General features: G+C 62.5%; 16 protein-coding genes and 2 tRNA genes. 6 read left to right on the forward strand and 12 right to left on the reverse strand.

The features are described from left to right. Nucleotides 1-44 precede the first annotated feature (44 nt). From odhB to sdhC, 6 genes are all read right to left on the reverse strand, one after another. A complete protein-coding gene (gene odhB / locus ACUN9Y_RS12940; protein ID WP_445461124.1) occupies nucleotides 45-1,628 on the reverse strand; it encodes a 2-oxoglutarate dehydrogenase complex dihydrolipoyllysine-residue succinyltransferase in 1,584 nt (527 codons plus the stop codon). 40 nt (nucleotides 1,629-1,668) lie between these two features. Further along, on the reverse strand, nucleotides 1,669-4,509 hold the full coding sequence (locus ACUN9Y_RS12945; RefSeq protein WP_445461125.1) for a 2-oxoglutarate dehydrogenase E1 component: 2,841 nt from the start codon (nucleotides 4,507-4,509) through the stop codon (nucleotides 1,669-1,671). Nucleotides 4,510-4,812: 303 nt separating this feature from the next. Continuing rightward, the gene (locus ACUN9Y_RS12950; RefSeq protein WP_445461126.1) at nucleotides 4,813-5,523 is read right to left on the reverse strand and encodes a succinate dehydrogenase iron-sulfur subunit; all 711 of its coding nucleotides are present in this window, start codon (nucleotides 5,521-5,523) and stop codon (nucleotides 4,813-4,815) included. Between the two features lie 12 nt (nucleotides 5,524-5,535). Then, nucleotides 5,536-7,308, reverse strand: a complete 1,773-nt coding sequence (gene sdhA, locus ACUN9Y_RS12955) for a succinate dehydrogenase flavoprotein subunit (RefSeq protein WP_445461127.1) — start codon at nucleotides 7,306-7,308, stop codon at nucleotides 5,536-5,538. A gap of 3 nt (nucleotides 7,309-7,311) precedes the next feature. Beyond that, nucleotides 7,312-7,659, reverse strand: a complete 348-nt coding sequence (gene sdhD / locus ACUN9Y_RS12960) for a succinate dehydrogenase, hydrophobic membrane anchor protein (protein ID WP_445461128.1) — start codon at nucleotides 7,657-7,659, stop codon at nucleotides 7,312-7,314. Continuing rightward, nucleotides 7,653-8,030, reverse strand: coding sequence for a succinate dehydrogenase, cytochrome b556 subunit (sdhC, locus tag ACUN9Y_RS12965; RefSeq protein ID WP_445461129.1), 378 nt, complete (start codon nucleotides 8,028-8,030; stop codon nucleotides 7,653-7,655). Before sdhC ends, sdhD begins: the two co-directional genes overlap by 7 nt. A 470-nt stretch (nucleotides 8,031-8,500) precedes the next feature. Here sdhC and gltA point away from each other — a divergent pair, with 470 nt between their 5' ends. Together gltA and ACUN9Y_RS12975 are read left to right on the forward strand one after the other, a co-directional pair. Beyond that, nucleotides 8,501-9,787, forward strand: a complete 1,287-nt coding sequence (gene gltA, locus ACUN9Y_RS12970) for a citrate synthase (RefSeq protein WP_445461130.1) — start codon at nucleotides 8,501-8,503, stop codon at nucleotides 9,785-9,787. Between the two features lie 572 nt (nucleotides 9,788-10,359). After that, entirely contained in the window at nucleotides 10,360-11,256 is an 897-nt protein-coding gene (locus ACUN9Y_RS12975) for an NAD(P)-dependent oxidoreductase (protein ID WP_445461131.1), read from the forward strand. A 516-nt stretch (nucleotides 11,257-11,772) separates the two neighbouring features. On the opposite strand, the gene ACUN9Y_RS12980 is transcribed toward ACUN9Y_RS12975, so the two are convergent. The 3 genes from ACUN9Y_RS12980 to gltX form a co-directional block, all read right to left on the reverse strand. Further along, nucleotides 11,773-11,848 (reverse strand) — tRNA-Glu (locus ACUN9Y_RS12980). A 17-nt stretch (nucleotides 11,849-11,865) separates the two neighbouring features. After that, nucleotides 11,866-11,941, reverse strand: a tRNA-Ala gene (locus tag ACUN9Y_RS12985). A 232-nt stretch (nucleotides 11,942-12,173) separates the two neighbouring features. Further along, nucleotides 12,174-13,652: a glutamate--tRNA ligase gene (gene gltX, locus ACUN9Y_RS12990; RefSeq protein ID WP_445461132.1), complete on the reverse strand. Its 1,479-nt coding sequence runs from the start codon at nucleotides 13,650-13,652 to the stop codon at nucleotides 12,174-12,176. A gap of 120 nt (nucleotides 13,653-13,772) precedes the next feature. Here gltX and ACUN9Y_RS12995 point away from each other — a divergent pair, with 120 nt between their 5' ends. After that, nucleotides 13,773-14,513, forward strand: a complete 741-nt coding sequence (locus ACUN9Y_RS12995; protein WP_445461133.1) for an SDR family NAD(P)-dependent oxidoreductase — start codon at nucleotides 13,773-13,775, stop codon at nucleotides 14,511-14,513. A gap of 124 nt (nucleotides 14,514-14,637) precedes the next feature. Beyond that, entirely contained in the window at nucleotides 14,638-15,225 is a 588-nt protein-coding gene (locus tag ACUN9Y_RS13000) for a helix-turn-helix domain-containing protein (RefSeq protein ID WP_445461134.1), read from the forward strand. Between the two features lie 109 nt (nucleotides 15,226-15,334). Here ACUN9Y_RS13000 and ACUN9Y_RS13005 read toward each other — a convergent pair whose 3' ends face one another. Further along, complete coding sequence (locus ACUN9Y_RS13005; RefSeq protein ID WP_445461135.1) at nucleotides 15,335-15,928, reverse strand: hypothetical protein; 594 nt, start codon at nucleotides 15,926-15,928, stop codon at nucleotides 15,335-15,337. Nucleotides 15,929-16,230: 302 nt separating this feature from the next. On the opposite strand from ACUN9Y_RS13005, the gene ACUN9Y_RS13010 reads away from it, so the two are divergent. Both ACUN9Y_RS13010 and ACUN9Y_RS13015 read left to right on the forward strand, forming a co-directional pair. Further along, nucleotides 16,231-18,696 (forward strand): collagen-like triple helix repeat-containing protein, encoded by a 2,466-nt coding sequence (locus ACUN9Y_RS13010; protein WP_445461136.1) that lies wholly within the window; start codon nucleotides 16,231-16,233, stop codon nucleotides 18,694-18,696. 158 nt (nucleotides 18,697-18,854) lie between these two features. Continuing rightward, nucleotides 18,855-20,561, forward strand: a complete 1,707-nt coding sequence (locus ACUN9Y_RS13015; RefSeq protein WP_445461137.1) for a ShlB/FhaC/HecB family hemolysin secretion/activation protein — start codon at nucleotides 18,855-18,857, stop codon at nucleotides 20,559-20,561. 95 nt (nucleotides 20,562-20,656) lie between these two features. Here ACUN9Y_RS13015 and ACUN9Y_RS13020 read toward each other — a convergent pair whose 3' ends face one another. Together ACUN9Y_RS13020 and ACUN9Y_RS13025 are read right to left on the reverse strand one after the other, a co-directional pair. Further along, nucleotides 20,657-20,992 (reverse strand): zinc ribbon domain-containing protein YjdM, encoded by a 336-nt coding sequence (locus tag ACUN9Y_RS13020; protein WP_445461138.1) that lies wholly within the window; start codon nucleotides 20,990-20,992, stop codon nucleotides 20,657-20,659. A 68-nt stretch (nucleotides 20,993-21,060) separates the two neighbouring features. Further along, nucleotides 21,061-21,753 (reverse strand): hypothetical protein, encoded by a 693-nt coding sequence (locus ACUN9Y_RS13025; protein WP_445461139.1) that lies wholly within the window; start codon nucleotides 21,751-21,753, stop codon nucleotides 21,061-21,063. Nucleotides 21,754-21,783 lie beyond the last annotated feature (30 nt).

Here is a 21,783-nt window from a genome sequence, read left to right on the forward strand (position 1 = left end):
TCCTGTTCGTTTAGGGTCGCAGTCAGTCGCTTGCAGTCACGGTCTTAGATGTCGAGCAACAGGCGCGCCGGATCCTCGAGCAGCTCCTTGAGGGTCACCAGGAACCGCACCGCGTCCTTGCCATCGATCATGCGATGGTCGTATGACAGCGCCAGATACATCATCGGGCGAATCTCGACCTGGCCGTTTACCGCCATCGGGCGGTCCTGAATCTTGTGCATACCGAGGATCGCGGTCTGCGGCGGATTCAGGATCGGCGTCGACATCAGCGAGCCGAAGGTGCCGCCGTTGGTGATGGTAAAGGTACCACCCTGCATCTCATCGATGCCGAGCTTGCCATCACGGGCGCGCTTGCCGAAGTCGACGATCCCCTTCTCGACGTCGGCGATCTTCATGCTGTCGGTATCACGCAGCACCGGCACCACGAGGCCACGATCGGTGGACACGGCAACACCGATGTCCTGATAACCGTGATAGACGATGTCGCTGCCGTCGATGGAAGCGTTGACATCGGGGAAACGCTTGAGCGCCTCGGAGGCCGCCTTGACGAAGAAGCCCATGAAGCCGAGCTTGACGTCGTGAGACTTGAGGAACGTCTCCTTGTACTGACCACGCAGCGCCATCACCGCGCTCATGTCCACCTCGTTGTAGGTGGTCAGCATGGCGGCGGTCTGCTGGGCTTCGACCAGGCGCTTGGCGATGGTCTTGCGCAGCCGAGTCATCGGCACACGTTTCTCGGGACGCTCGCCCTCCACCGCCGGAGCGCTGGGCGCTGCCTTGGCACTGGACGCCGGCTTGGCCGCTTTCTTGGCGCTGCCGTCCTTGACGGCCTTGAGCACGTCTTCCTTGAGCACACGCCCATCCTTGCCGGAGCCTGAAATGGCAGCGACATCGAGGTCGTGCTCGGCGATCAACTTGCGCGCGGCGGGGGCCACGATCTTGTCACCCACCTGCTCGTCGTTGGTGCCCTCACCGGTGCTGGCCTTGGCCTTGTCGGCGCCGCCATCGGCGCTTTTCGCCTCACCGCCACCAGCGCCGGCTTCGAACACAGCCAGCACCGCCTCGGATTCGACGGAACTGCCTTCTTCTGCGCTGATTTCCTTGAGCGCACCATCGGCTGGTGCGACGACCTCGAGCACGACCTTGTCGGTCTCGATATCGACCAGCACTTCGTCACGCTTGACGGCTTCGCCGACCTTCTTGTGCCAGGTCGCAACGGTGCCTTCCTGGATAGACTCGGGGAAGGTAGGCGCCTTCACCTCAGTCGTTTCACCGCCGCCACTGGGCGCCGCGCCCTGGTCATCGCCCTTGTCTTTCTCGGCGCTGTCCTTGGCGTCGTCCTTGGCATCGTCCTTGTCATCGCCATCGGCCTTGGCTTCCTGCTTGCCGCTGCCTTCACCGATGCGGCCCAGCACCTGCTCGGATTCCACGGTGTCGCCTTCTTCCACCAGCGCCTCGGAAAGTACGCCGGCCTCGGGCGCCACCACTTCCAGCACGACCTTGTCGGTCTCGATCTCGACGATCAACTCGTCGCGCTCGACGCTGTCACCCGGCTTCTTGTGCCAGGTGGCGACGCTGCCTTCGGCAACGGATTCCGGAAAGGTGGGTGCCTTGATCTCGGTAGCCATGTCGTATCCTTAGTATGTTCTCTCGTCCCGATCGTGCGCCTTAGAGATTGAAGGCGTCTTCGACCAGCTGGCGCTGCTGTTCGGTATGCACGGACATATAGCCCGCCGCGGGTGCTGCCGAAGCCGGGCGTCCGGCGAACTTCAGATTGCCGCCGTGGCCGTCCTTGAGCAGGTCTGCCACGCTACGCAGGTTATGCTGCATCGAGTACCAGGCGCCCTGGTTAAGCGGCTCTTCCTGACACCACACGAGGTCGGTGGCATTGGTGTAGTCCTGGATCGCCTCGAACAGCTCTTCCTTCGGGAAGGGGTAAAGCTGCTCGACGCGCAGGATCGCCACGTCGTCACGCAGGTTCTCTTCACGCCAGTTGGCGAGATCGTAGTAGACCTTGCCGGAACACATGATGATGCGCTCGACCTTGTCGGCGTCGCGCTTGCCCTGGTCCGCCAGGACCATCTGGAAGGCCCCGTTGGCCAGATCATCCAGGCTCGACGTGGCTTCCTTGTGACGCAACAGGCTCTTCGGCGACATCACCACCAGCGGCTTGCGCAGCGGACGAATCACCTGACGGCGCAACAGATGGAAGATCTGCGCCGGCGTGGTCGGAACGCACACTTGCATATTGCACTCGGCGCACAGCTGCAAGAAGCGCTCGAGCCGCGCGGAGGAGTGTTCCGGCCCCTGCCCTTCGAAACCGTGGGGCAGCAGCATGGTCAAGCCACACAGTCGTCCCCACTTGGTTTCGCCGGAGGAAATGAACTGGTCAACGACCACCTGGGCACCGTTGAAGAAGTCACCGAACTGGGCTTCCCAGATCACCAACGCACCGGGCATGGTGGTGGAGTAGCCGTATTCGAAGGCCAGCACGGCTTCTTCCGAGAGGAACGAATCGTGAATGGTGAAGGTGGGTTGGCCATCCGACATGTGCTGGAGCGGCACATGGACCGAACCATCCTTCTGGTTGTGAATGACGGCATGGCGGTGGGAAAAGGTCCCGCGGCCGACATCCTGCCCTGTCAGGCGAATCGGGTGCCCCTGATCGATCAGCGTGGCATAGGCCAGGGTCTCGGCGAAGCCCCAGTTAAGCCCCATGCCACCGCCCTGCATCTTGCGGCGGTCGTCATAGATCTTGGCCACCTGGCGCTGGACGACGACACCGTCCGGCACCTCGCACATCTTGCCGGCCAGCTGCTGCAGACGCTTCATGTCGAATGACGTATCGGCGTGCCCGGTCCACTCGTGCCCCAGGTACGGCTTCCAGTCGACGAACAGTGACGTGTTCGGCTGCTGAACCAGCGCATTGGCGACATGGTTACCGGCTGAGATGTCATCGCGGTACTTCTCGACCTTGGCCTTGGCCGCCTCCTCGGTCAGCACCTTTTCCTTGACCAGGCGCTCGGCGTAGATCGCCCGCGACGACGGGTGATCCTTGATCTTGCGGTACATCATCGGCTGGGTGCCGGACGGCTCGTCGGCCTCGTTGTGACCGCGACGGCGGTAGCACACCAGGTCGATCACCACGTCCTTCTTGAACTGGTGACGGTAGTCCAGCGCCACCTGAGTCACGTGCAGGACCGCGTCCGGGTCGTCGCCGTTGACGTGCAGGATCGGCGCCTGAACCATCTTGGCGATATCCGTGCAGTATTCGGTGGAGCGGGTGTCCAGCGGGTGCGAGGTGGTGAAGCCCACCTGGTTATTGATGACGATATGCACCGTGCCGCCCGTCTTGTAGGCGCGGGTCTGGGACATCTGGAATGTCTCCATGACCACACCCTGACCGGCAAAGGCCGCATCGCCATGCACGTTGATCGGCAGGACCTTGCCACCTTCGGTGTCGCCACGCCGATCCTGGCGGGCTCGCACGGAGCCTTCGACGACCGGCGCCACGATCTCGAGATGCGAGGGGTTGAACGACATCGCCAGATGAACTTCGCCACCCGGGCTCATGACGTTCGAACTGAAGCCCTGGTGATACTTCACATCGCCGGAGCCACGTTCGATCAATTTCTTGCCGTCGAACTCGTCGATCAGCTCGCCCGGGTTCTTGCCGAGGATATTGACCAGCACGTTGAGACGACCACGGTGGGCCATGCCGATGACCACTTCCTTGGTACCGTAACTACCGGAACGCTGGATCAGTTCGTCCATCATCGGGATGAACGTCTCGCCGCCTTCGAGGCCGAAGCGTTTGGTGCCGGGGTACTTGGAAGCCAGATAGCTCTCCAGTCCCTCGGCGGCGGTCAGGCGTTCCAGAACGTGCTTGCGCATGTCCTCGCTGAAGGCCGGCTTCGAGCGCACCGATTCGAAGCGCTGCTGCAGCCAGCGTTTTTCCTCGGTATCGACAATGTGCATGAACTCACAGCCGATGGACCGGCAGTAAGTTTGCTCGAGGGCGTCAACGATGACCTTCAGGCTCGCGGTGTCTTCGCCAAGGAAGAACGACCCCGTCTGAAACTCGGTGTCGAGATCGGCCTTGGACAGCTGATGGAACGACAAGTCCAGGTCGGGCACCGGCGTCGGATCGCGCAGGCCGAGGGGGTCGATATCCGCCTTCTGGTGGCCGCGGAAGCGGTAGGCGTTGATCAGCTGGAGAACCTTGACCTGCTTCTTGCTCTCTTCGCTGTCACCGGCCGTGGCGCTTGCGGCAACCGCGGTGCGGCGCTCGCGTCCCAGCTGATAGAACTGTTCGCGGACCGGCGTGAGGGGGGTATCGTGGGCCGCAGAGCCTTCCGCCTCGGCCAGCTGGTCGAAATAATCGCGCCATTCGTCGGAAACGGCGGCGGGGTCGTCGAGGTACTGCTCGTAGAGCGCTTCCACGTAGTGGACATTGCTGCCCGTGACGTGTGACGAGCGCCACATCAACTCCATTATGCCTTGTTGCATCTCTCGGTCACCCTGCACTGATGGGGTGGTAGTGGGCTCGACTCAAGGTCTGCCGTGGGTGCGGCGTTAGGCGTCGACGTCGTGAGGCGTCCTGCCTGTCGTCATCCCGCGGCGTCGACCACCGTCGTCGAGCGCCCTGTCGTTCCTGCGCTAACGAGTATCCGCTAGCCTTCTTTGGTCTTGCTGCATGCTCAAAAGCCGGCGCCCAAGGCACCGGCTCCTGACACATCTGCCGATTCGGTGGCGCGACGACTTGTCGCGCCACCGAAGCCGACCACATGATAACAAGCCGCGCGTCGCGATTTAAGTGGCATTCGCCAGCAACATCGCGCGAATCTTGCCAATCGCCCGGGTCGGGTTAAGCCCTTTCGGACACACCGCGACACAATTCATGATGCCGCGGCAGCGGAAAACGGAGAACGGATCCTCGAGCTCAGCCAGACGCGCATCGGTCGCCGTGTCGCGCGAATCCGCCAGGAACCGGTAGGACTGCAGCAGGCCGGCAGGCCCGACGAACTTCTCCGGGTTCCACCAGAACGACGGGCAGGACGTCGAGCAGCAAGCGCACAGGATGCACTCGTACAACCCGTCGAGCTTGTCGCGCTCTTCCGGCGACTGCAGACGCTCGATGGCCGGGGCCGGCGTGTCGTTCTGCAGGTACGGCTGAATGCGCTCGTACTGCTTGTAGAACAGCGCCATGTCGACCACAAGGTCGCGAATGACGGGCAGACCGGGCAGCGGACGCAGCACCAGCTTGTTGTTCTTCACCACTTCAGACAGCGGAGTGATGCAGGCCAAGCCGTTCTTGCCGTTCATGCTCATGCCATCGGAGCCACACACGCCCTCGCGGCAGCTGCGACGGAAGGCCACCGAACTGTCGTCCTCCTTGATCATCTCAAGCAGGTTCAGAACCATCACGTCACGGCCCTGGGTGTCGACCTCGAACTCCTGCATATAAGGTGCAGAGTCGGTTTCCGGGTTGTAGCGGTACAGGGATACCTGAAGCTTTGACATCGTGACTCCCCCTTAGTAGGTGCGGACTTTTGGCTCGAACATATCGACAGTCTTCGGCGCGAAATTGACGTCGCGCTGACCGACACGCTTGTCGGCCGGGAAGTACATCGAGTGCTTGAGCCAATTCACGTCGTCGCGATCCGGGTAGTCGTAACGCGAGTGCGCACCGCGACTCTCCTTGCGCTCCAGCGCCGCGATGGCGGTCGCTTCGGCCACTTCCATCAGGTTATCGAGCTCCAGCGCCTCGACCCGAGCGGTATTGAAGGCGTTGGACTTGTCGGGCAGGTGCGCCTTGGCGATACGCTCCCGCAGCGCCGCCAGCTGTTCGACACCCTCTAGCATGTTCTTCTCTTCGCGGAACACGCCGAAGGAGTTCTGCATGATGCTCTGCAGCTCGCGCTTGAGCTCGGGGACGCTCTCGCCACCCTCGGACTCGTTCCAGCGCGTGATGCGCTGCATCGCATTGGCGATGTCGGATTCGTTGGCATCCAGGTACTCGATGCCTTCGTTGAGCGCGCTTTCGATGAACATGCCAGCGGCGCGACCGAACACCACCAGGTCGAGCAGCGAATTGCCGCCCAGACGGTTGGCACCGTGGACGGAAACACAGGCCGCCTCACCGCAGGCATACAAGCCGTTGACGATGTGATCCTTGCCCTCGGCATCCTGGGCGATGGCCTGACCATGGATGTTGGTGGCAATGCCGCCCATCATGTAGTGGCAGGTCGGGACCACCGGGATCGGCTCCTTGGCCGGATCCACATGGGCGAAGGTCTTGGACAGCTCGACGATGCCGGGCAGACGCTTGCCAAGCACTTCTTCACCCAGGTGATCAAGCTTGAGCAGCACGTGATCGCCATTCTCGCCGCAGCCACGGCCTTCGAGAATTTCCATGACCATGGAACGAGCGACCACGTCGCGACCCGCAAGGTCCTTGGCATTGGGCGCATAGCGCTCCATGAAACGCTCGCCGTCCTTGTTGATCAGGTAGCCACCCTCACCACGACAACCTTCGGTCACGAGCACGCCGGCACCGTAGATACCCGTCGGGTGGAACTGCCACATTTCCATGTCCTGCATCGGCACGCCGGCGCGCAGCGCCATGCCGATACCGTCACCGGTGTTGATCAAGGCATTGGTGGTGGACGCGTAGATACGACCGGAACCGCCGGTGGCCAGCACCGTGGCCTTGGACTTGACGTGCACCACTTCGCCGGTCTCGATATCCATGGCGATGCAGCCCACCACATCACCGTTAGCGTTCTTGACCAGGTCGACGGCATACCATTCGTTGAGGAACGTCGTGTTGCTCTTCAGATTATTCTGATACAGCGTATGCAGCAGTGCGTGACCGGTGCGGTCGGCCGCAGCGCAGGTACGAGCCGCCTGACCGCCTTTGCCGAAGTCCTTGGACTGGCCACCGAACGGGCGCTGATAGATGCGGCCATTATCGAAACGCGAGAAAGGCAGCCCCATGTGTTCGAGTTCGAACACTGCCTTCGGGCCCTCGGAACACATGTACTCGGCGGCATCCTGGTCGGCGATGTAGTCGCCGCCCTTGACGGTGTCGTACATGTGCCAGCGCCAATCGTCATCGGGATCGGAGGACGCGATGGCACAGGTAATGCCGCCCTGGGCCGAGACCGTGTGCGAGCGCGTCGGGAACACCTTGGACAACACGGCGGTCTTCTTGCCGGACTTGGCAAGCTCTAGCGCGGCGCGCATGCCGGCGCCGCCGCCACCGATAATGATGGCGTCAAAGGTCAAACTACGCATAGTAGACATGAATCAGGCTCCCCACAGCACTTGGATGCCCCAGACCAGGAACACGAAAATGGCGATGATGATGACGGACTGGGCGCCGACACGAATGGCAGTCGACTTGAGATAGTCAGTGGTCACGGTCCACATGCCTACCCAGGCGTGGGCGGCCAGAGAGACGAAGGCCAGCAACGAGAAGATACGCATCCAGGTCTGTTCGAAGAGACCGCTCCAGGTGGCGTAATCGAGATTCGGGTGCAGCAGCAGGTAGGCCACCAGAAAGACCGTGTACACGGCCATGACGGCGGCACTGGCACGCTGAATGATCCAGTCGGACAAGCCGCTGCGGCTGAAACTCGTGATATTGGTTACCATACCCAGACCCCCGCCAGAATGATCAGGACGACGCTCGCCACGATGGTGATCTGCGCCTTCTGCACCGCACCTTCCAGAGACACGCCGATGTTAGCGTCCATGATGAAGTGCTTGAGGCCCGCCACGAAGTGAAACGCCAGGGCCGACAACAGGCCCCAGGCCACGAACTTGGCCAGGAAGTTGTGGGCCAGCGCATCACGCACGGCGTCGAAGCCAGCCGGCGACGACAGCGACGCATCCAGGGCCCAGAAGCCGAAGATCAGACCGACGAAGAGAATGACGCCCGAGATGCGGTGCATGATCGACGTCACGGCGGGGAGGGGGAAATGGATCGTGGACAGATCCAGATTTACGGGTCGTTTGCTATTCACGGCTCTCTACACACTCTCTTGGCCCACTCTTACGACAGACGGGCCAGAGGCCCGAGCGGGCGGTGGTTTCGGGAAGGGCTGCATCGCGCCAACAAGTTGGACACGACTTCCTGTTCCTGCCAGTCGCGGGCTGAATTATAGGGACATGCCCCGCGCATGACAAATGGCGGCGACATCTGCGTGATGTGTCGCACCGATGAAAAACAGCGTCGAAGCTGCATAAAAACGCCGCTTCGTCAAGATGCTGCGCCGCACCACGCACCACTATGATGCAGAGCATCATATCTTATACAAAACCTATACTCCTAAATGAGCATAGTACAAGTGCAAGGTTTCGATGGGAGAATTGACAATATCTGGAACGCTTCTATAGTGGGCAAACCTTTTTGGCCGAGCGGACCCGATTTCGACGGCACGTTAGTGAGAAATGACAACTTATCGCTCCATATCGAACACGAAGGAGGCCAATCATGGCTGACAGAAAAGCGACCCTGACGGTAGACGGCCTGGAGAACCCGGTCGAACTTCCGATCTACTCGGGCACACTGGGCCCGGACGTCGTCGATGTTCGCGGATTGGGCGCAGAAGGCCTCTTTACCTTTGACCCAGGGTTCCTGGCCACCTCGTCCTGCGAGTCCGGCATCACCTTTATCGATGGCGGCAAGGGCGTCCTGCTTCATCGCGGCTACCCGATCGAGCAACTGGCCAAGAACTCCAACTTCGTCGAAATGTCCTACCTGCTGCTGTTTGGCGAACTGCCCGACGACGCTCAGTACAAGGACTTCGAGAGCCGCGTGCGCACCCACACCATGGTGCACGAGCAGATTGCCAACTTCTTCAAGGGCTTCCGTCGTGACGCCCACCCGATGTCGATCCTGTGTGGCGTCGTCGGCGGCCTGGCTGCCTTCTACCATGACCACCTGGACATCACCCAGCAGCAGGACCGCGAGATCAGCGCCATCCGCCTGATCGCCAAGATGCCGACCATCGCGGCCATGTCTTACAAGTACAACATCGGTCAGCCGTTCAACTACCCGCGCAACGATCTGAACTATGCAGAGAACTTCCTCTACATGATGTTCAGCAACCCCTGCGAGCCGTACGAGATCAACCCGGTGTACGCCAAGGCGATGGACCGCATCTTCATGCTCCACGCCGACCATGAGCAAAATGCCTCGACCTCCACGGTGCGCCTGGCAGGCTCCACCGGCGCCAACCCCTTCGCTTGCATCAGCGCGGGTATCGCCGCCCTCTGGGGCCCCGCCCACGGCGGCGCCAACGAAGCCGTGCTGACCATGCTCGATCAGATCGGCGATGATTCCGAAGACAACATCCAGCGCTTTATCGACAAGGCCAAGGACAAGGATGATCCGTTCAAGCTGATGGGCTTCGGTCATCGGGTCTACCGCAGCTTCGACCCCCGCGCCAAGGTCATGAAGGAGACCTGCGACGAAGTGCTGGCAGAACTCGGCCAGGCCGACGATCCGCAGCTCAAGATCGCCAAGCGCCTCGAGCAGATCGCTCTGGAAGACGAATACTTCGTCGAACGCCAGCTATATCCGAACGTCGACTTCTACTCCGGCATCATCCTCAAGGCCATGGGCATTCCGACCAACATGTTCACCGTGATCTTCGCGGTGTCACGCACCATTGGCTGGATTTCCCACTGGAACGAGATGATCAGCGAAAGCTACAAGATCGGCCGCCCGCGTCAGCTCTACACTGGCCACCCCCAGCGCGACTACCCCGCCAAGTAACGCGACGCTGCTCGTGAAGCGAAGGCCGACGGCTGCATTGCTTGTCATCTGGATGGCGAAGCCGGCTATCCGGCGCTCACGCCGACAGCCTGCCGGATAGCCGCCAACGCATCCGTCGACTGCCACTAGCCCCAGAGGCCGCCCCATGGGCGGCCTCTGGCATTTCTCCCCCTGCGCCCCACCCCTGCATCGACGCCTTCCCCGCGCGCCCTTGCCATCCTCACACCGCTCTCTTGCTACCCCCACCCGCCCTCTTGGCGCCGCTACCCACGACGCTCGCCGCCGCCCCCTATTACGCCCCTGCGACACGCACGGCCGCCGCCTACTGCGTCCCGCTGTCCGTGGCCCCGGCTCATCGTCATTCTCACGCCATTTCTGCCAGCAGAACGGCACGCCCTGCCACCCGCACGTCCCGGCACTCCTGAGCGCTAGACCCAGACTCCCGGCCAGGGTTCCAGGCTCTGAGCCACTCTCGACTGGCCACCTCTCGCCTCACCGGGATGATCCATAGACCCAAGCCACGCTATGCTGTTCTCCTTGGCTCAGCCCCCGTCAATCACAAGGAGATGACAATGCCCCACGAGATTTCCACCGTCGCCTTTCTCGGCCTTGGCGTCATGGGCTACCCCATGGCCGGCCACCTGGCGCAAGCTGGCCTCGATGTGCGGGTCTACAACCGCACACGCGCAAAAGCCGCAGACTGGTGCAAGGAACATGGCGGCAGCCATCATGCCACCCCTGCGGAGGCCGCCCAGGGCGCCGACCTGGTACTGATGTGCGTGGGCAACGATGACGACGTGCGAGACGTCGCTCTTGGCAGCGAAGGGGCCCTGGCGGCGCTCGCGCGCGGCACGCTGCTGGTCGATCACACCACCGCCTCGTCGACCCTCGCCGAAGAACTCGATGCCGCCTGTCATCAACGCGGTGTCGGCTTCATCGACGCCCCCGTCTCGGGCGGCCAACAGGGCGCCGAAAACGGTGTTCTCACCATCATGTGCGGCGGGAAAGACGACGATTTTGACCGCGCCCGACCAGCCCTGAACCACTATGGGCGGGCCGTCACGCTGATGGGCCCTGCCGGCAGCGGCCAGTTGACCAAGATGGTCAACCAGATCTGTATTGCCGGACTGGTCCAGGGCCTTTCCGAAGGACTGCATTTCGCCGAGCAAGCGGGGCTGGATCAACAGCGCGTGATCGAGGTCATCAGCCAGGGGGCCGCCGGCTCGTGGCAAATGGAGAACCGCCATGCCACCATGATCGCCGACAGCTACGATCACGGGTTCGCCGTCGACTGGATGCGCAAGGACCTCGGCATCTGCCTGGATCAGGCCCGCCAGCTCAAGGCCCGCCTACCCGTCACCGCCCTGGTCGACCAGTTTTATGCCGACGTTCAATCCATGGGCGGCGGGCGCTGGGACACCTCCTCGCTATTGCGCCGACTCCACGCCAAGGTCGAGAAAAAAGACTGAGAAACGCCATGCAGGGCTAGCCCCGCACTACGCCCCTCTCCTCACCGACCACGCCGCGACACCCCTCCGTCGCGGCCTCTTGGTACGACTCGCGCCCTCCCCATGGGCGCACAGAACGTTTTCCACACTTTCTGTGGATAAACCTGTTCACAACCCCTCAGAACCGACCCTGAATCGCCATGAACAGGGCTCGGACCTTAGATTGATCACTTTTTGACCTATTATAACTTATTGATTTTTAACGACTAAATACAAAAACGCGCTAGCACAAGGGCTAACGCGGGATCGTAGGGGGTAACCAGGGTTTTGACACCGTCTCGTGGACAGTTTCGCCGGGCTGTCAAGCCAAAAATGCGAACTCGTATCAACTTCGTAGCACAAGGACGCCGCGCGAAGGCCTCGACAACAGACAAATGATCGACGCACAACATCGCCCAAAAGTCTCAGTCTTTCGACTGACTAGGCTGGCGAGATCGAGGTGACGAATAGACTGACAGACTGGCACAAAAGGAGAAGTGGCGTCCCATAGGGGGTTCGAACCCCTGTTACCGCCGTGAAAGGGCGGTGTCCTAGACCACTAGACGAATGGGACGCAGAAACAACGAGACTTGGTGGAGCCTAGCGGGATCGAACCGCTGACCTCAACACTGCCAGTGTTGCGCTCTCCCAGCTGAGCTAAGGCCCCGCATCTCGTTAAGACGGTGCGTAGGTTACTGATAATGGCAGAGAAGGTCAACCCCTTTGGGCAGACCGGAGGCTCGATGCCTTGACGCCCCCGATGTGGCCGAACCCGACATGTCAACCCCAGGGGCCCTACCCTGGGGTTCCGCCACGCTGCCAGCACGCGGCCAGGGCCCTAGCGTCGGCGCCGGGCGTTCGCCCACGGCCTTCGCTCATCCTGTGCGCAGCTCGCCAGGCTAAAGCTCGCGATACTCCTTCTCGAACCGCTTGGCCTGTTTCTTCGACACCCCCCCAAGCACCTCGACCGCATGACGCAGACGCGCCCGGGTGACGTCAGAGCCCAGGATGGCCATGGCATCCATCACCGAGGTGCTGGACGCCGAGCCAGTGATGGCGATGAAGACCGGCGCCAGAAAGGCTTTCATCTTGAGGTCAAAGTGCTCGCCGAGCGCCTTGACCTCGGCCAGCAAGGCTTCCTTGTTCCAGGCCGCCACCGCCTCGAAGCGCCAGACCAGAAACTGCAATAGCTTGATCAACTCCTCGCGCTCGAGCTTGACGTCGGCAAAGCTCTCCTCGTGCAAGACCGGCAGTCCCGAGAAAAAGTGCGCGGCCAGGGGGGCAACGTCGGACAGCGTATCGACCCGGGTTCGCACCTGGGGCAAGATCTGAGCGACGTAGTCTTCATTGAAGGCCCAATCCATCAGCGCCTTGAGAAAGGCGCGGTCATCGAGGTCTTCGCGCAGATAAACCCCGTTGAGCCAGGTCAGCTTTTCCAGATCGAAGACCGGCCCGCCGAGAGAGACACGTTGCACGTCGAAGCTGGCCATCATGTCCTCGAGGGAGAACTTCTCGCGTTCATCGGGCATCGACCAGCCCATGCGCCCAAGATAATTGGTCACGGCCTGGGGTAAGAATCCCATCTTGCGATAGTAATTGATCGACGTCGGATTCTTTCGCTTCGAGAGCTTAGACTTGTCGGGATTACGCAAAAGCGGCATGTGGCACAGCACCGGCATGTCCCAGCCGAAATACTCGTACAGCAACTGATGCTTGGGCGCCGAGTTGATCCATTCCTCGCCGCGAAGCACATGGCTGATGCCCATCAGGTGGTCGTCGACCACGTTCGCCAGATGATAGGTCGGCATGCCGTCGGATTTGAGCAGAATCTGGGCATCGACCTGCGCCCAGTCCACCTCGATGGTGCCACGCAGCAGGTCTTCCACCACACAGGTGCCGGTGGCCGGAACGTTCATGCGCACCACAAAGGGCATTTCCTCGCGCTCGCGCCGCGCCTGCTCGTCGGCGTCCAGAGCCAGATCGGCCGGCTTGAGCGCCAGATGCAGCCCTTCGGCCTTGCGGGCTTCACGCAGAACATCCAGCTCGTCACTGGTGCGGTAACACCTGAACGCGTGCCCGGCATCGATCAGCCGCTGGGCGTGTTCGGCGTAGATCGCCCCCCGTTCACTCTGACGGTAGGGTCCGTGGGGCCCTCCGACGTCGGGGCCTTCGTCCCAGTTAAGCCCTAACCAACGCAAAGAATCGAGAATCATCTGCTCGGACTCGGGCGTTGAACGAACGCGATCGGTGTCCTCGATGCGCAAGATGAATTCACCGCCATGCTGACGGGCAAAGCAAAGATTGAACAGCGCGATGTAAGCGGTACCGACGTGGGGGTCGCCGGTGGGCGAGGGAGCGATTCGCGTACGAACAGTCATATCGTCCTGCATCCTGGAAGAGAGAAAGCCAATCTGGCAGCGTTGGACGCATTATACGCACCTCAACTGCCACTGGCAGCCGCCCTGGACACGGCCACGCCCGATCGCCGGAGACTGACCATGCCGAAGCCACTACCACATGCCTATACCGCCCTGGTGACCGGGGCCAACGGGGGAATCGGCCGCGCGCTCATCGCTGCACTGCTCGACGACGCCAGGCTCGGAACCTTGATCGCCGTCAGTCGTCATCCGATGGATCGCAGCGATACGAGGCTCGAATCGGTCACCGCAGACGTCACCACCGATATGGGCCTCGCCACGCTACAACAGGCGATCGCGGGCCACCCTCTTCACCTGGTGATCAATGCCATCGGCATGCTTCACGATTCGGCGCGAGGGATAGGTCCCGAAAAGCGACTCGAGCAACTCGACGCAGAGGCAATGGCCCGGCTCTATCATGTCAATGCAGTGACGCCCGCACTGCTGTTGAAGTGCTTGACCGACAGCCTCAAGGGCCATCACCCGGCGTACATCATCAGCCTATCCGCCCGGGTCGGATCGATCGCCGATAACAGGCTCGGTGGCTGGTACGGCTATCGTGCCAGCAAGGCGGCCCACAACATGGTGATGAAGACCGCCGCCATTGAGCTGAGGCGCCTCAACCGCCAGTGCTGCGTGCTGTGTTTTCACCCAGGCACCACGAACACCGAGTTGTCAGAGCCGTTTCACGCCGGGGTGCCGGCGGGGAAGCTGTTCAGTCCGGATGTCGTTGCCGCCAGGCTACTCGCGCTGATCGGCAAGCATGGCCCCGAGGACAGCGGCCGGTTTCTGGATTGGCGCGATACCCCGATAGACTGGTGATATGCGCTGGATCCCCGCCCCCAGCGGCGTCACCCGCGGCTACATCGTTGACGCCTGATATTGCACAAGAGGTACTATTGCCTGAGTATTCTAAATTCTTCAATTCTGTCGACAGGAAGATTCCATGGACGCGCTGGGCCCGCGCATCAAGTCTCTACGCCAGGCCGCCGGCCTCAACAAGGCCGCGCTGGCTCGTCAGGTTGGCGTCTCGGACGTCACCATTTCGTACTGGGAGTCCGGCACGATCAAGCAGATTGGCCATGAGCGTCTGGTGGCCCTGTCTCAGGCGCTGAACTGCCCCCTGTCGCACTTGCTGGAAGGCGAACCCAACCGCCCGTCTCCCTTGTACCTGCGCTCTCGCCTGCCTTTACCCTGGCAGGAAGCCGCCCACAAGGGCGTCGACCTACCGCTGGAGTTGATCCCCGGCCAGCGCTGGGACGGCGACTGCCATCTTGTGACCCCAGGCCCGGACGAGCAGTTCGACTTCTTGCGCACGCTTGACCTGGCCGCTATCGCCCCCACCGACATCTTTCGCCAACCGGGCCTCTACCTGGTGGCCGAACACGATAGCCTGGGCATCCGTCGGGTCGCGCAGGATCAAAACGGGCAACTGACCTTCCAGCGCCAGGGCCAGGCCGACGTTACGCCCTATCACAGCGGCATGCGCCTCAAAGGCAAGGTGGTCGGCCTGTGGCGCCACGAGGCGATCTGATGCGCCGGTCTCCCAGACCTAGTGCCCAGACCTAGCGCTCAAACCTGGTGCCTATGCAGGGTACCAGGCTCTGCGCGCCTACGATGGTCGCTGTGTGGTGGTCGTGCCCTCACGGCCGCTCCAGCACCTCGACATCATCGGCCGTTCGTCGCGGCTCCCGCCCAATCAAGAAGCGCTTCGAGGCGCTGATCACCTGACCAAGTCCATGCTCGGATTGCGTCACCAATGGCCCGCTCAAGTGCTTGCCCTGCTCGCCGAGCCGGGCTCTTACCGCGTCAGGCTGCACGTCCACCGGCGCCATATTGACCCTCACCTGATAGCCGCCATCCGGCAAGCCGCTCCCTGAACCGAAGGGACCCGCCGCGAAGCGGCCTTGCGCCACCTGGGTGCGAATCTGCCAGCGAAAGCCGCTCGCCTCGCGAGTCACCAGTACCTGTATCCGCGTATCGTCTGGCAGGTTGGTCGTCCCGCGCACCGTCATTCGTCTGTCCGCCCCGACTTCGGCATCCAACGCCACGTCCACAGCCTCATCCAAAGGGTCGGCCTCACTCACGGCGTCGGCACCAGGGTTCGGTGACGCGCTGCGAGGCTCGGCAACACCCCCCACCCGCGTCTCTTGCGCCGGTGTGTCTTGGCTCCCACCATCGCAGGCCAACAGCAGCAACGACAGCATCAGCACCAGAATCTTTGGCGGCCCCATCATGTTTCCTCCTTCCGGTGTCCGTACCAAGTGTCCTTGCCAGGCTACCACTGCCGACGGCGGGCACTAGCCTGCGAAATGACAGTTGATCCCGTCAAATGACGAACATACTCATAAAAAATTACGTTTATAAACCATTCGTCACTAAAAACTTCAATCTTTGGGCTGAGTCACCCCTGACCGTTCGGTCATACCTTCTACGCTCAAACAAGCATGTTCTTTTAGCAGCTCACTGGTTCGTGCTACCCGCATTGAATTCCGCATCAAGGGCTATGGCCCCTTGGAATCTAAGGGAAGGACTTACAATGACGCTTCAAAAAAAGCTCCTCGTCTTGGCACTGGCGAGCGCCATGGCCACCCTTTCAGGTTGCAGTGGCGATAGCAGTAACTCCAGGACGCTGGCCAGCAACAATCAGGATCCCATCACCAGCGGTGGCGGCGATGGCTCCAACGGCGGCGGCGATGGCTCCAGCGGCGGCGGCGATGGCTCCAGCGGCGGCGGCGATGGCTCCAGCGGCGGCGGCGATGGCTCCAACGGCGGCGGCGATGGCTCCGACGGCGGTGGCGATGGCTCCGACGGCGGTGGCGATGGCTCCGACGGCGGTGGCGATGGCTCCGACGGCGGTGGCGATGGCTCCGACGGCGGTGGCGATGGCGGCGATGACGATGTCGCCGGCTCGTCCGTCGAAGATCTGGTCGTAGCCACAGCCGATACTGCCGGCGGTTTGGGCACGACCGTTGTGGCATTGGGCGATGGCATCTCACAGCAGGATACCATCCCTCAGCTAAGTGCCTTTTCCCAGCCCGCCGGGACCATCGTCTCAGAAAGCGGCGAGGCCGTCGGCGACGTATCGATGGGACTCGACGATGGCCTCGGCAGCCTCAGCACCAACGACAATGCGCTTGGTACCACCCTCGCTGGTGTGGCCAATGGCGGCGGAGAACTCGGTCAAGCCACGTCGGCCGGCGGCGACCTGGTAAGCGCTCTCGGCACCCTGCCGGTCGTCATGCAGATCGAAAATTCTACCCAACTCGTCACCAAGTTAGGCACCACGGTCAACGGTCTAGGCGGCAAGATCACCGTGCTTTCGGACCGCTTGAGCGTCAACTTCGAGGACTCGAGCCAGGTGCTTGGCGGAACCACCACGAAACTGACCGCCTATCTCCGACCTGTCGTCGTCGGCACCGACGGCAAGGTCACCCGCGTCAGCCGAGCCCTCGTTCTGCCCGCCCAGGCAGGCAATCTGCTGGTCGCCACCGGCGGTACCCTGGGCGACCTCGGTGCCCGTATCGGCGAACGCTATAGCCTGCTCGAGGGGGTCGGCGATAGCGTTACCGGCGGAGGCGATATCGTCATCGCCGCTGGCGGTCTACTCGGCGGCGGTAGCGCAGGAGACGGGGCCGGCGGAGGCCTCCTTGGCGGCGGGAAACCCGCCCCCGCCGACGGTCGCACGGACCTCGAGCGCGGCGTGGCAAGTGGTGGGCAAACCGGCACTGGTGTTGGCGAGGCCGTTACCGCGATCGGCACCGGTATCTCGCAACAACCGTTGGGCGAAGAAGGCCGCTTCATCACCGATGGTGCCGGCAATGTAGTCATCAATACCGGCGAAGCCGTCGGCAGCCTGTCTTCCGGCGTCAGCAACGGCATCGGCGACATCAGCAACAACCCGAATGCGCTGGGCACCACGCTGGCGGGCACGACCGGTGCGGTCGCCGAAGGTGGACAGGTCGTTTCCTCAGCGGGCAGCGGCGTGGCAGCGCTCAATCGTCTGCCAGTCGTGATGCAGGTAGACCAGGCCACCGGCGCTATTACCCAGCTAGGAGGCAGCCTTGAACAGCTTGGCGGCGGCGTCACCCAGGCCGGTGATACCTTGACGCTCGGCTTCCACAACTCCGACTCCCATCTCGGCGGCTTGACCTCCGAGCTCAGCGCGGTGGTGCGCCCGGTAGTCCTCGGCGCGGACGACGGCACCACTCGCGTCAGCCAAGCCCTGGTGGTGGGGCCCGAAGCCGGGCGCGTGCTTCTCGGAGCGGGCGGTTCCTTGAGCGACCTTGGCAGCAATCTGGCGACGCGCGGCGAGCTAGCTTCGGCCCTTGGCACCACGGTGGCTGGACTCGGCAACACCGTTGGCAACACCGGACGCCTGCTCGGTGGCGATGAGGCCAGCCTGCTCTCGAGCCTCGGCGATAGCGGGCTATCGGGGCTGGGCGCCAACGACCTGCTGGGCGCCAGTGACAACGGTCTCTCCGATGGCCTCGGCGGCGCCGTTGATGGATTGGGTGGCAGTAGTGATGCCAGTGGTCCGGTCGCCGGCCTGACCACCGGCTTGAGTGACACCCTGGGTGGCGCCACGGACGGTTCCTCCGCCGGTTCGCCTGGCGGTTCGTCGACGGGTGCCTCCGCTGGCCTGGTATCCTCCGTGACCAATGGACTGAGCGACACCCTTGGTGGCTCTTCCAGTGGCTCTTCCAGTGGCTCTTCCAGTGGCTCTACCAGCGGGTCGTCCGGTGGCTTGCTGACCTCGGTCGCCGACGGGCTGAGCGGCGCACTAGGCGGGGCACCTGGCGCCTCCTCGAACCGTTCGGGTGGCAACACGACCAACGGCGATGGCGCGACCCCCAATGCCATCGGCAGCCCAGGCGATCTGACGGCTGGCGCCACAGGCGGCAACGGCTCTTCGACCGGCGGAGACCCGAGCGCCACCAATGATAACAACGATCGCGTTGGCCTGGTCCGCGGCCTGCTGGGCGGCCTGGGGCTGACACGCTAAGCCGGTCGAGGGGCTCCGCAGTGGAGCCCCTTTTTCACTCCTTTCCTCTTTCTTCCCCGCGGCGTTCGTGACCATCGAGCGCCAGCGTCGTGCGCCTTGGGCGCGACGACCGATAACGCCACCGTCGGCAACACACAACAACGAACAAGGAAGGTGCGATGCGCAGAATCACGTGGATGCTCTCTGCCTCGACATGCGGCTGGTTGCTGGCCGCCCCCGATCTGTTGGCCCAGGAAACCCTGGATGCCGTCGATGATATCGTCGAAAGCGAACGCCAACGCCCACGGCAAGGCGACATCGAAACCCGCGTCGACCTACCCAGCGATGCCATGCCCGGTGCCTCCCAGCCGGTGTTGATCAAGCACATACGCTTCCTCGGTGACAGCGTGCTCGACTTGGCTGAACTCTCTCATGGCCTGCAGGCCATGATCGGACGCTCGGTCAGTCGCGCCGATATCGAGGCGGAGCTGCAGACCATCAACGCCGCCTATCAGGAACGCGGCTACCCCCTCTCCTTCGCCTACTTGCCCGCCAAGAACTTCGAGGAAGGTCAGCTGCGTATCGTGCTGGTCGAAGGACATATCGCCCGCACCGAGATCGTGCTGGAGGATGAGGCCGTCGCCGCGCGGGTCGAACATCTCGTCGCGCCACTGCTCGACGAGCGCCCCCTGACCCGGGCCACGTTCGAACGCGTCACCGGCCTCATCGAACGAATCCCCGGGGCAAGGCTATCACTACGCGCCCCGGTACCGCGCACGCCAAACGGCGCGACTACCCTGCGCGTGGAGCAACGTCGGATCGACCATTTCGACTACTCGGGATCGCTCAACGGCGGCGACGAACAGGACACGCTGTTCATCAATCGCGTGACCACCAGGAGCCTCACCTCCCACGCCGATACTCTGGGGTTCTCCTGGCTATGGCCGGTCGAGAACGACAACGAGTTCTACGCCCTCGACTACCGCCAAGCCATCGGCAACGACGGCCTGATGATCTCGGCCTCCGCCGACAGCTATCGTGGCAAGGACGAAGACAACCTGACGCTGCGTGCTGCTGGCGACCGATTCGACCTCGACCAACGCCAGGACACCGACCGCGAGCGCTATCGGCTGGGCCTCGACTACCCACTGCTGCTCTCGCGGCAACAGAGCTTGACCCTGAGTGGCGCCCTCACCCATCGCGAGGAACGCAAGACCACCCGGATCGACTTCGAGGGCCAGACCCTGCGCCAACTGGACGACGACATCGCCTACTCCGCGGCTGAGGTGGACCTGCGCTACCAGCGCCAGAACGACGCCACACTGTGGCAAGGCGGCATCGGGGTGCGACAAGGAATGGACCTTGGCGCCAACGCGGCTGATCGCCGGCTTGATGGCATCCCGATCGATACAAATGCCGACCTGCACTTCACCCATTGGCGCCTCAATGGCGAGTGGCGCCGCCTGTTCGACGAGCGCTGGCGCCTGAGCGCCAGCGCCGATGCCTTTTACTCGGACGATGCGCTACCCGAGCCCGAACGCGGTAGCTACGGCGGCCAGCGGTTTGGCCGTGGCTACGACGCCGGCCAGGCCGAAGGCGACTCTGGCTACGCCGGCTCCCTCGAACTGCGCTACCTGCAACCCATCGATGCAGGCTGGATCTCACGGCTGGCCCCCTATGTGGCGATAGATGGCGCTCGCACCCAGTTTCACGACCTGGACCTGGACAGCCACCTCGCTTCCGCAGCCTTCGGCATACAGTTGAGCAAGGGCCGCCTCTACGGTTTGACCCTTGAGTACGCCGAACCCCTCGGCGACAAGGACATCGACACCGACTCCCGCGAGGGCCGCATCAACGCTCGCCTGCGCTGGAACTTCGAGGGCTGAGTTCATGGTCCCCATGAACAGCACAACGCCCCGAGCCCCACGGTGGGGGCTCGGGGCGTTCAAGCAGACAGGGGCAGATCCGCCCCCAGCGGGATTCAGGCCTTCTTGACGTACATCGATTTAAGCTTCATCGGACCGATGCCATCGACCTTGCAGTCGATGTCGTGGTCACCTTCGACCAGGCGAATGTTCTTGACCTTGGTACCGACCTTGACCACCGAGGACGAGCCCTTGACCTTGAGATCCTTGATCACGGTGACGCTGTCGCCATCGGCCAGAAGGTTGCCGTTGGCATCGCGAACCGTCGTGTCGTCTCCTTCGAGCGTCTCTCCGGGGACCCACTCATGGCCACACTCGGGGCACACCAACTGTAAGCCATCCTCGTAGGCGTACGCAGAAGCACAGGACGGACAGGGAGGCAGTTCACTCATCACGGATTTACCTGGTAGGGCGTGGACAGCCAGCAGCCTACACCGACGCCGGGGCCGGCACCAGCGCTCTAGCCCGCCGTGATGATGCTGCCTGTCTGTCCCTGGGCCTGATCATGATTGATGCGCATTATCACGCGCCGTAGTGCACGACGCTGGCGTCGTGACGACAACTGTCGGGTATTCCAGGTCGCGGGGACCAGGGTACAGCCGCCATCATCGTGCTGATGCAGGTTGAAGCGGCGCTCGGCCCCCACGGGAAGGTCCTCGGAGCAGTAGGTCCCGATAAGCTTCACCGTCACCGCCTCGAACCTTGGCATGTGGTCGGGAGCATCGGTATTCGCATGGAGGCCGGCTTCCTGGGTAATGTAGCGCAGCAGCGAGTCGAAGGCCCCGATATGCACAAACCCACCGCTTTCCAACGGCCCCTGATGGGTACAGCGGCGCGCCAACCACCCTTCGCCCTGTTCGTCCGGATCGTCCAGGTCGGCTTCATGATCGCTGACGTCCATGGTGTAGGTGCCTTCGGAGGTCTCGAGGGTGGTGATGATGTGCTGGATGTAGACGGGCTCCGCGCTCATGTTGCTGATCACGCATAACGCCTCCAACCCCTTACGCTTGCCACGATTGATGATCAGCCGCGGACGCCGCTGACGGCGAAATCCGAAGTACAGTAGTTGCGCGTAGATCAACCAGATCAGAAAGGAGCCGACGCTGGCGACGGTGCTGAGCGTGGCCTGGTGAGCGCTGATCCAATCAAGCATGACGGGTCCTTTTCCGCGGGCGCCTCCACA

The organism is Halomonas sp. V046 (assembly GCF_052645355.1).

Bases quoted from the DNA above. Each gene is read 5' to 3' on its own strand.
- odhB (WP_445461124.1), bottom strand. From the start codon at position 1,628: ATGGCTACCGAGATCAAGGCACCCACCTTTCCGGAATCCGTTGCCGAA.
- ACUN9Y_RS13010 (WP_445461136.1), top strand. From the start codon at position 16,231: ATGACGCTTCAAAAAAAGCTCCTCGTCTTGGCACTGGCGAGCGCCATG.
- ACUN9Y_RS13005 (WP_445461135.1), bottom strand. From the start codon at position 15,928: ATGATGGGGCCGCCAAAGATTCTGGTGCTGATGCTGTCGTTGCTGCTG.
- ACUN9Y_RS12950 (WP_445461126.1), bottom strand. From the start codon at position 5,523: ATGTCAAAGCTTCAGGTATCCCTGTACCGCTACAACCCGGAAACCGAC.
- ACUN9Y_RS13025 (WP_445461139.1), bottom strand. From the start codon at position 21,753: ATGCTTGATTGGATCAGCGCTCACCAGGCCACGCTCAGCACCGTCGCC.
- ACUN9Y_RS12945 (WP_445461125.1), bottom strand. From the start codon at position 4,509: ATGCAACAAGGCATAATGGAGTTGATGTGGCGCTCGTCACACGTCACG.
- ACUN9Y_RS13020 (WP_445461138.1), bottom strand. From the start codon at position 20,992: ATGAGTGAACTGCCTCCCTGTCCGTCCTGTGCTTCTGCGTACGCCTAC.
- ACUN9Y_RS12995 (WP_445461133.1), top strand. From the start codon at position 13,773: ATGCCGAAGCCACTACCACATGCCTATACCGCCCTGGTGACCGGGGCC.
- ACUN9Y_RS13000 (WP_445461134.1), top strand. From the start codon at position 14,638: ATGGACGCGCTGGGCCCGCGCATCAAGTCTCTACGCCAGGCCGCCGGC.
- ACUN9Y_RS13015 (WP_445461137.1), top strand. From the start codon at position 18,855: ATGCGCAGAATCACGTGGATGCTCTCTGCCTCGACATGCGGCTGGTTG.
- gltX (WP_445461132.1), bottom strand. From the start codon at position 13,652: ATGACTGTTCGTACGCGAATCGCTCCCTCGCCCACCGGCGACCCCCAC.
- sdhD (WP_445461128.1), bottom strand. From the start codon at position 7,659: ATGGTAACCAATATCACGAGTTTCAGCCGCAGCGGCTTGTCCGACTGG.
- ACUN9Y_RS12975 (WP_445461131.1), top strand. From the start codon at position 10,360: ATGCCCCACGAGATTTCCACCGTCGCCTTTCTCGGCCTTGGCGTCATG.
- sdhA (WP_445461127.1), bottom strand. From the start codon at position 7,308: ATGTCTACTATGCGTAGTTTGACCTTTGACGCCATCATTATCGGTGGC.
- gltA (WP_445461130.1), top strand. From the start codon at position 8,501: ATGGCTGACAGAAAAGCGACCCTGACGGTAGACGGCCTGGAGAACCCG.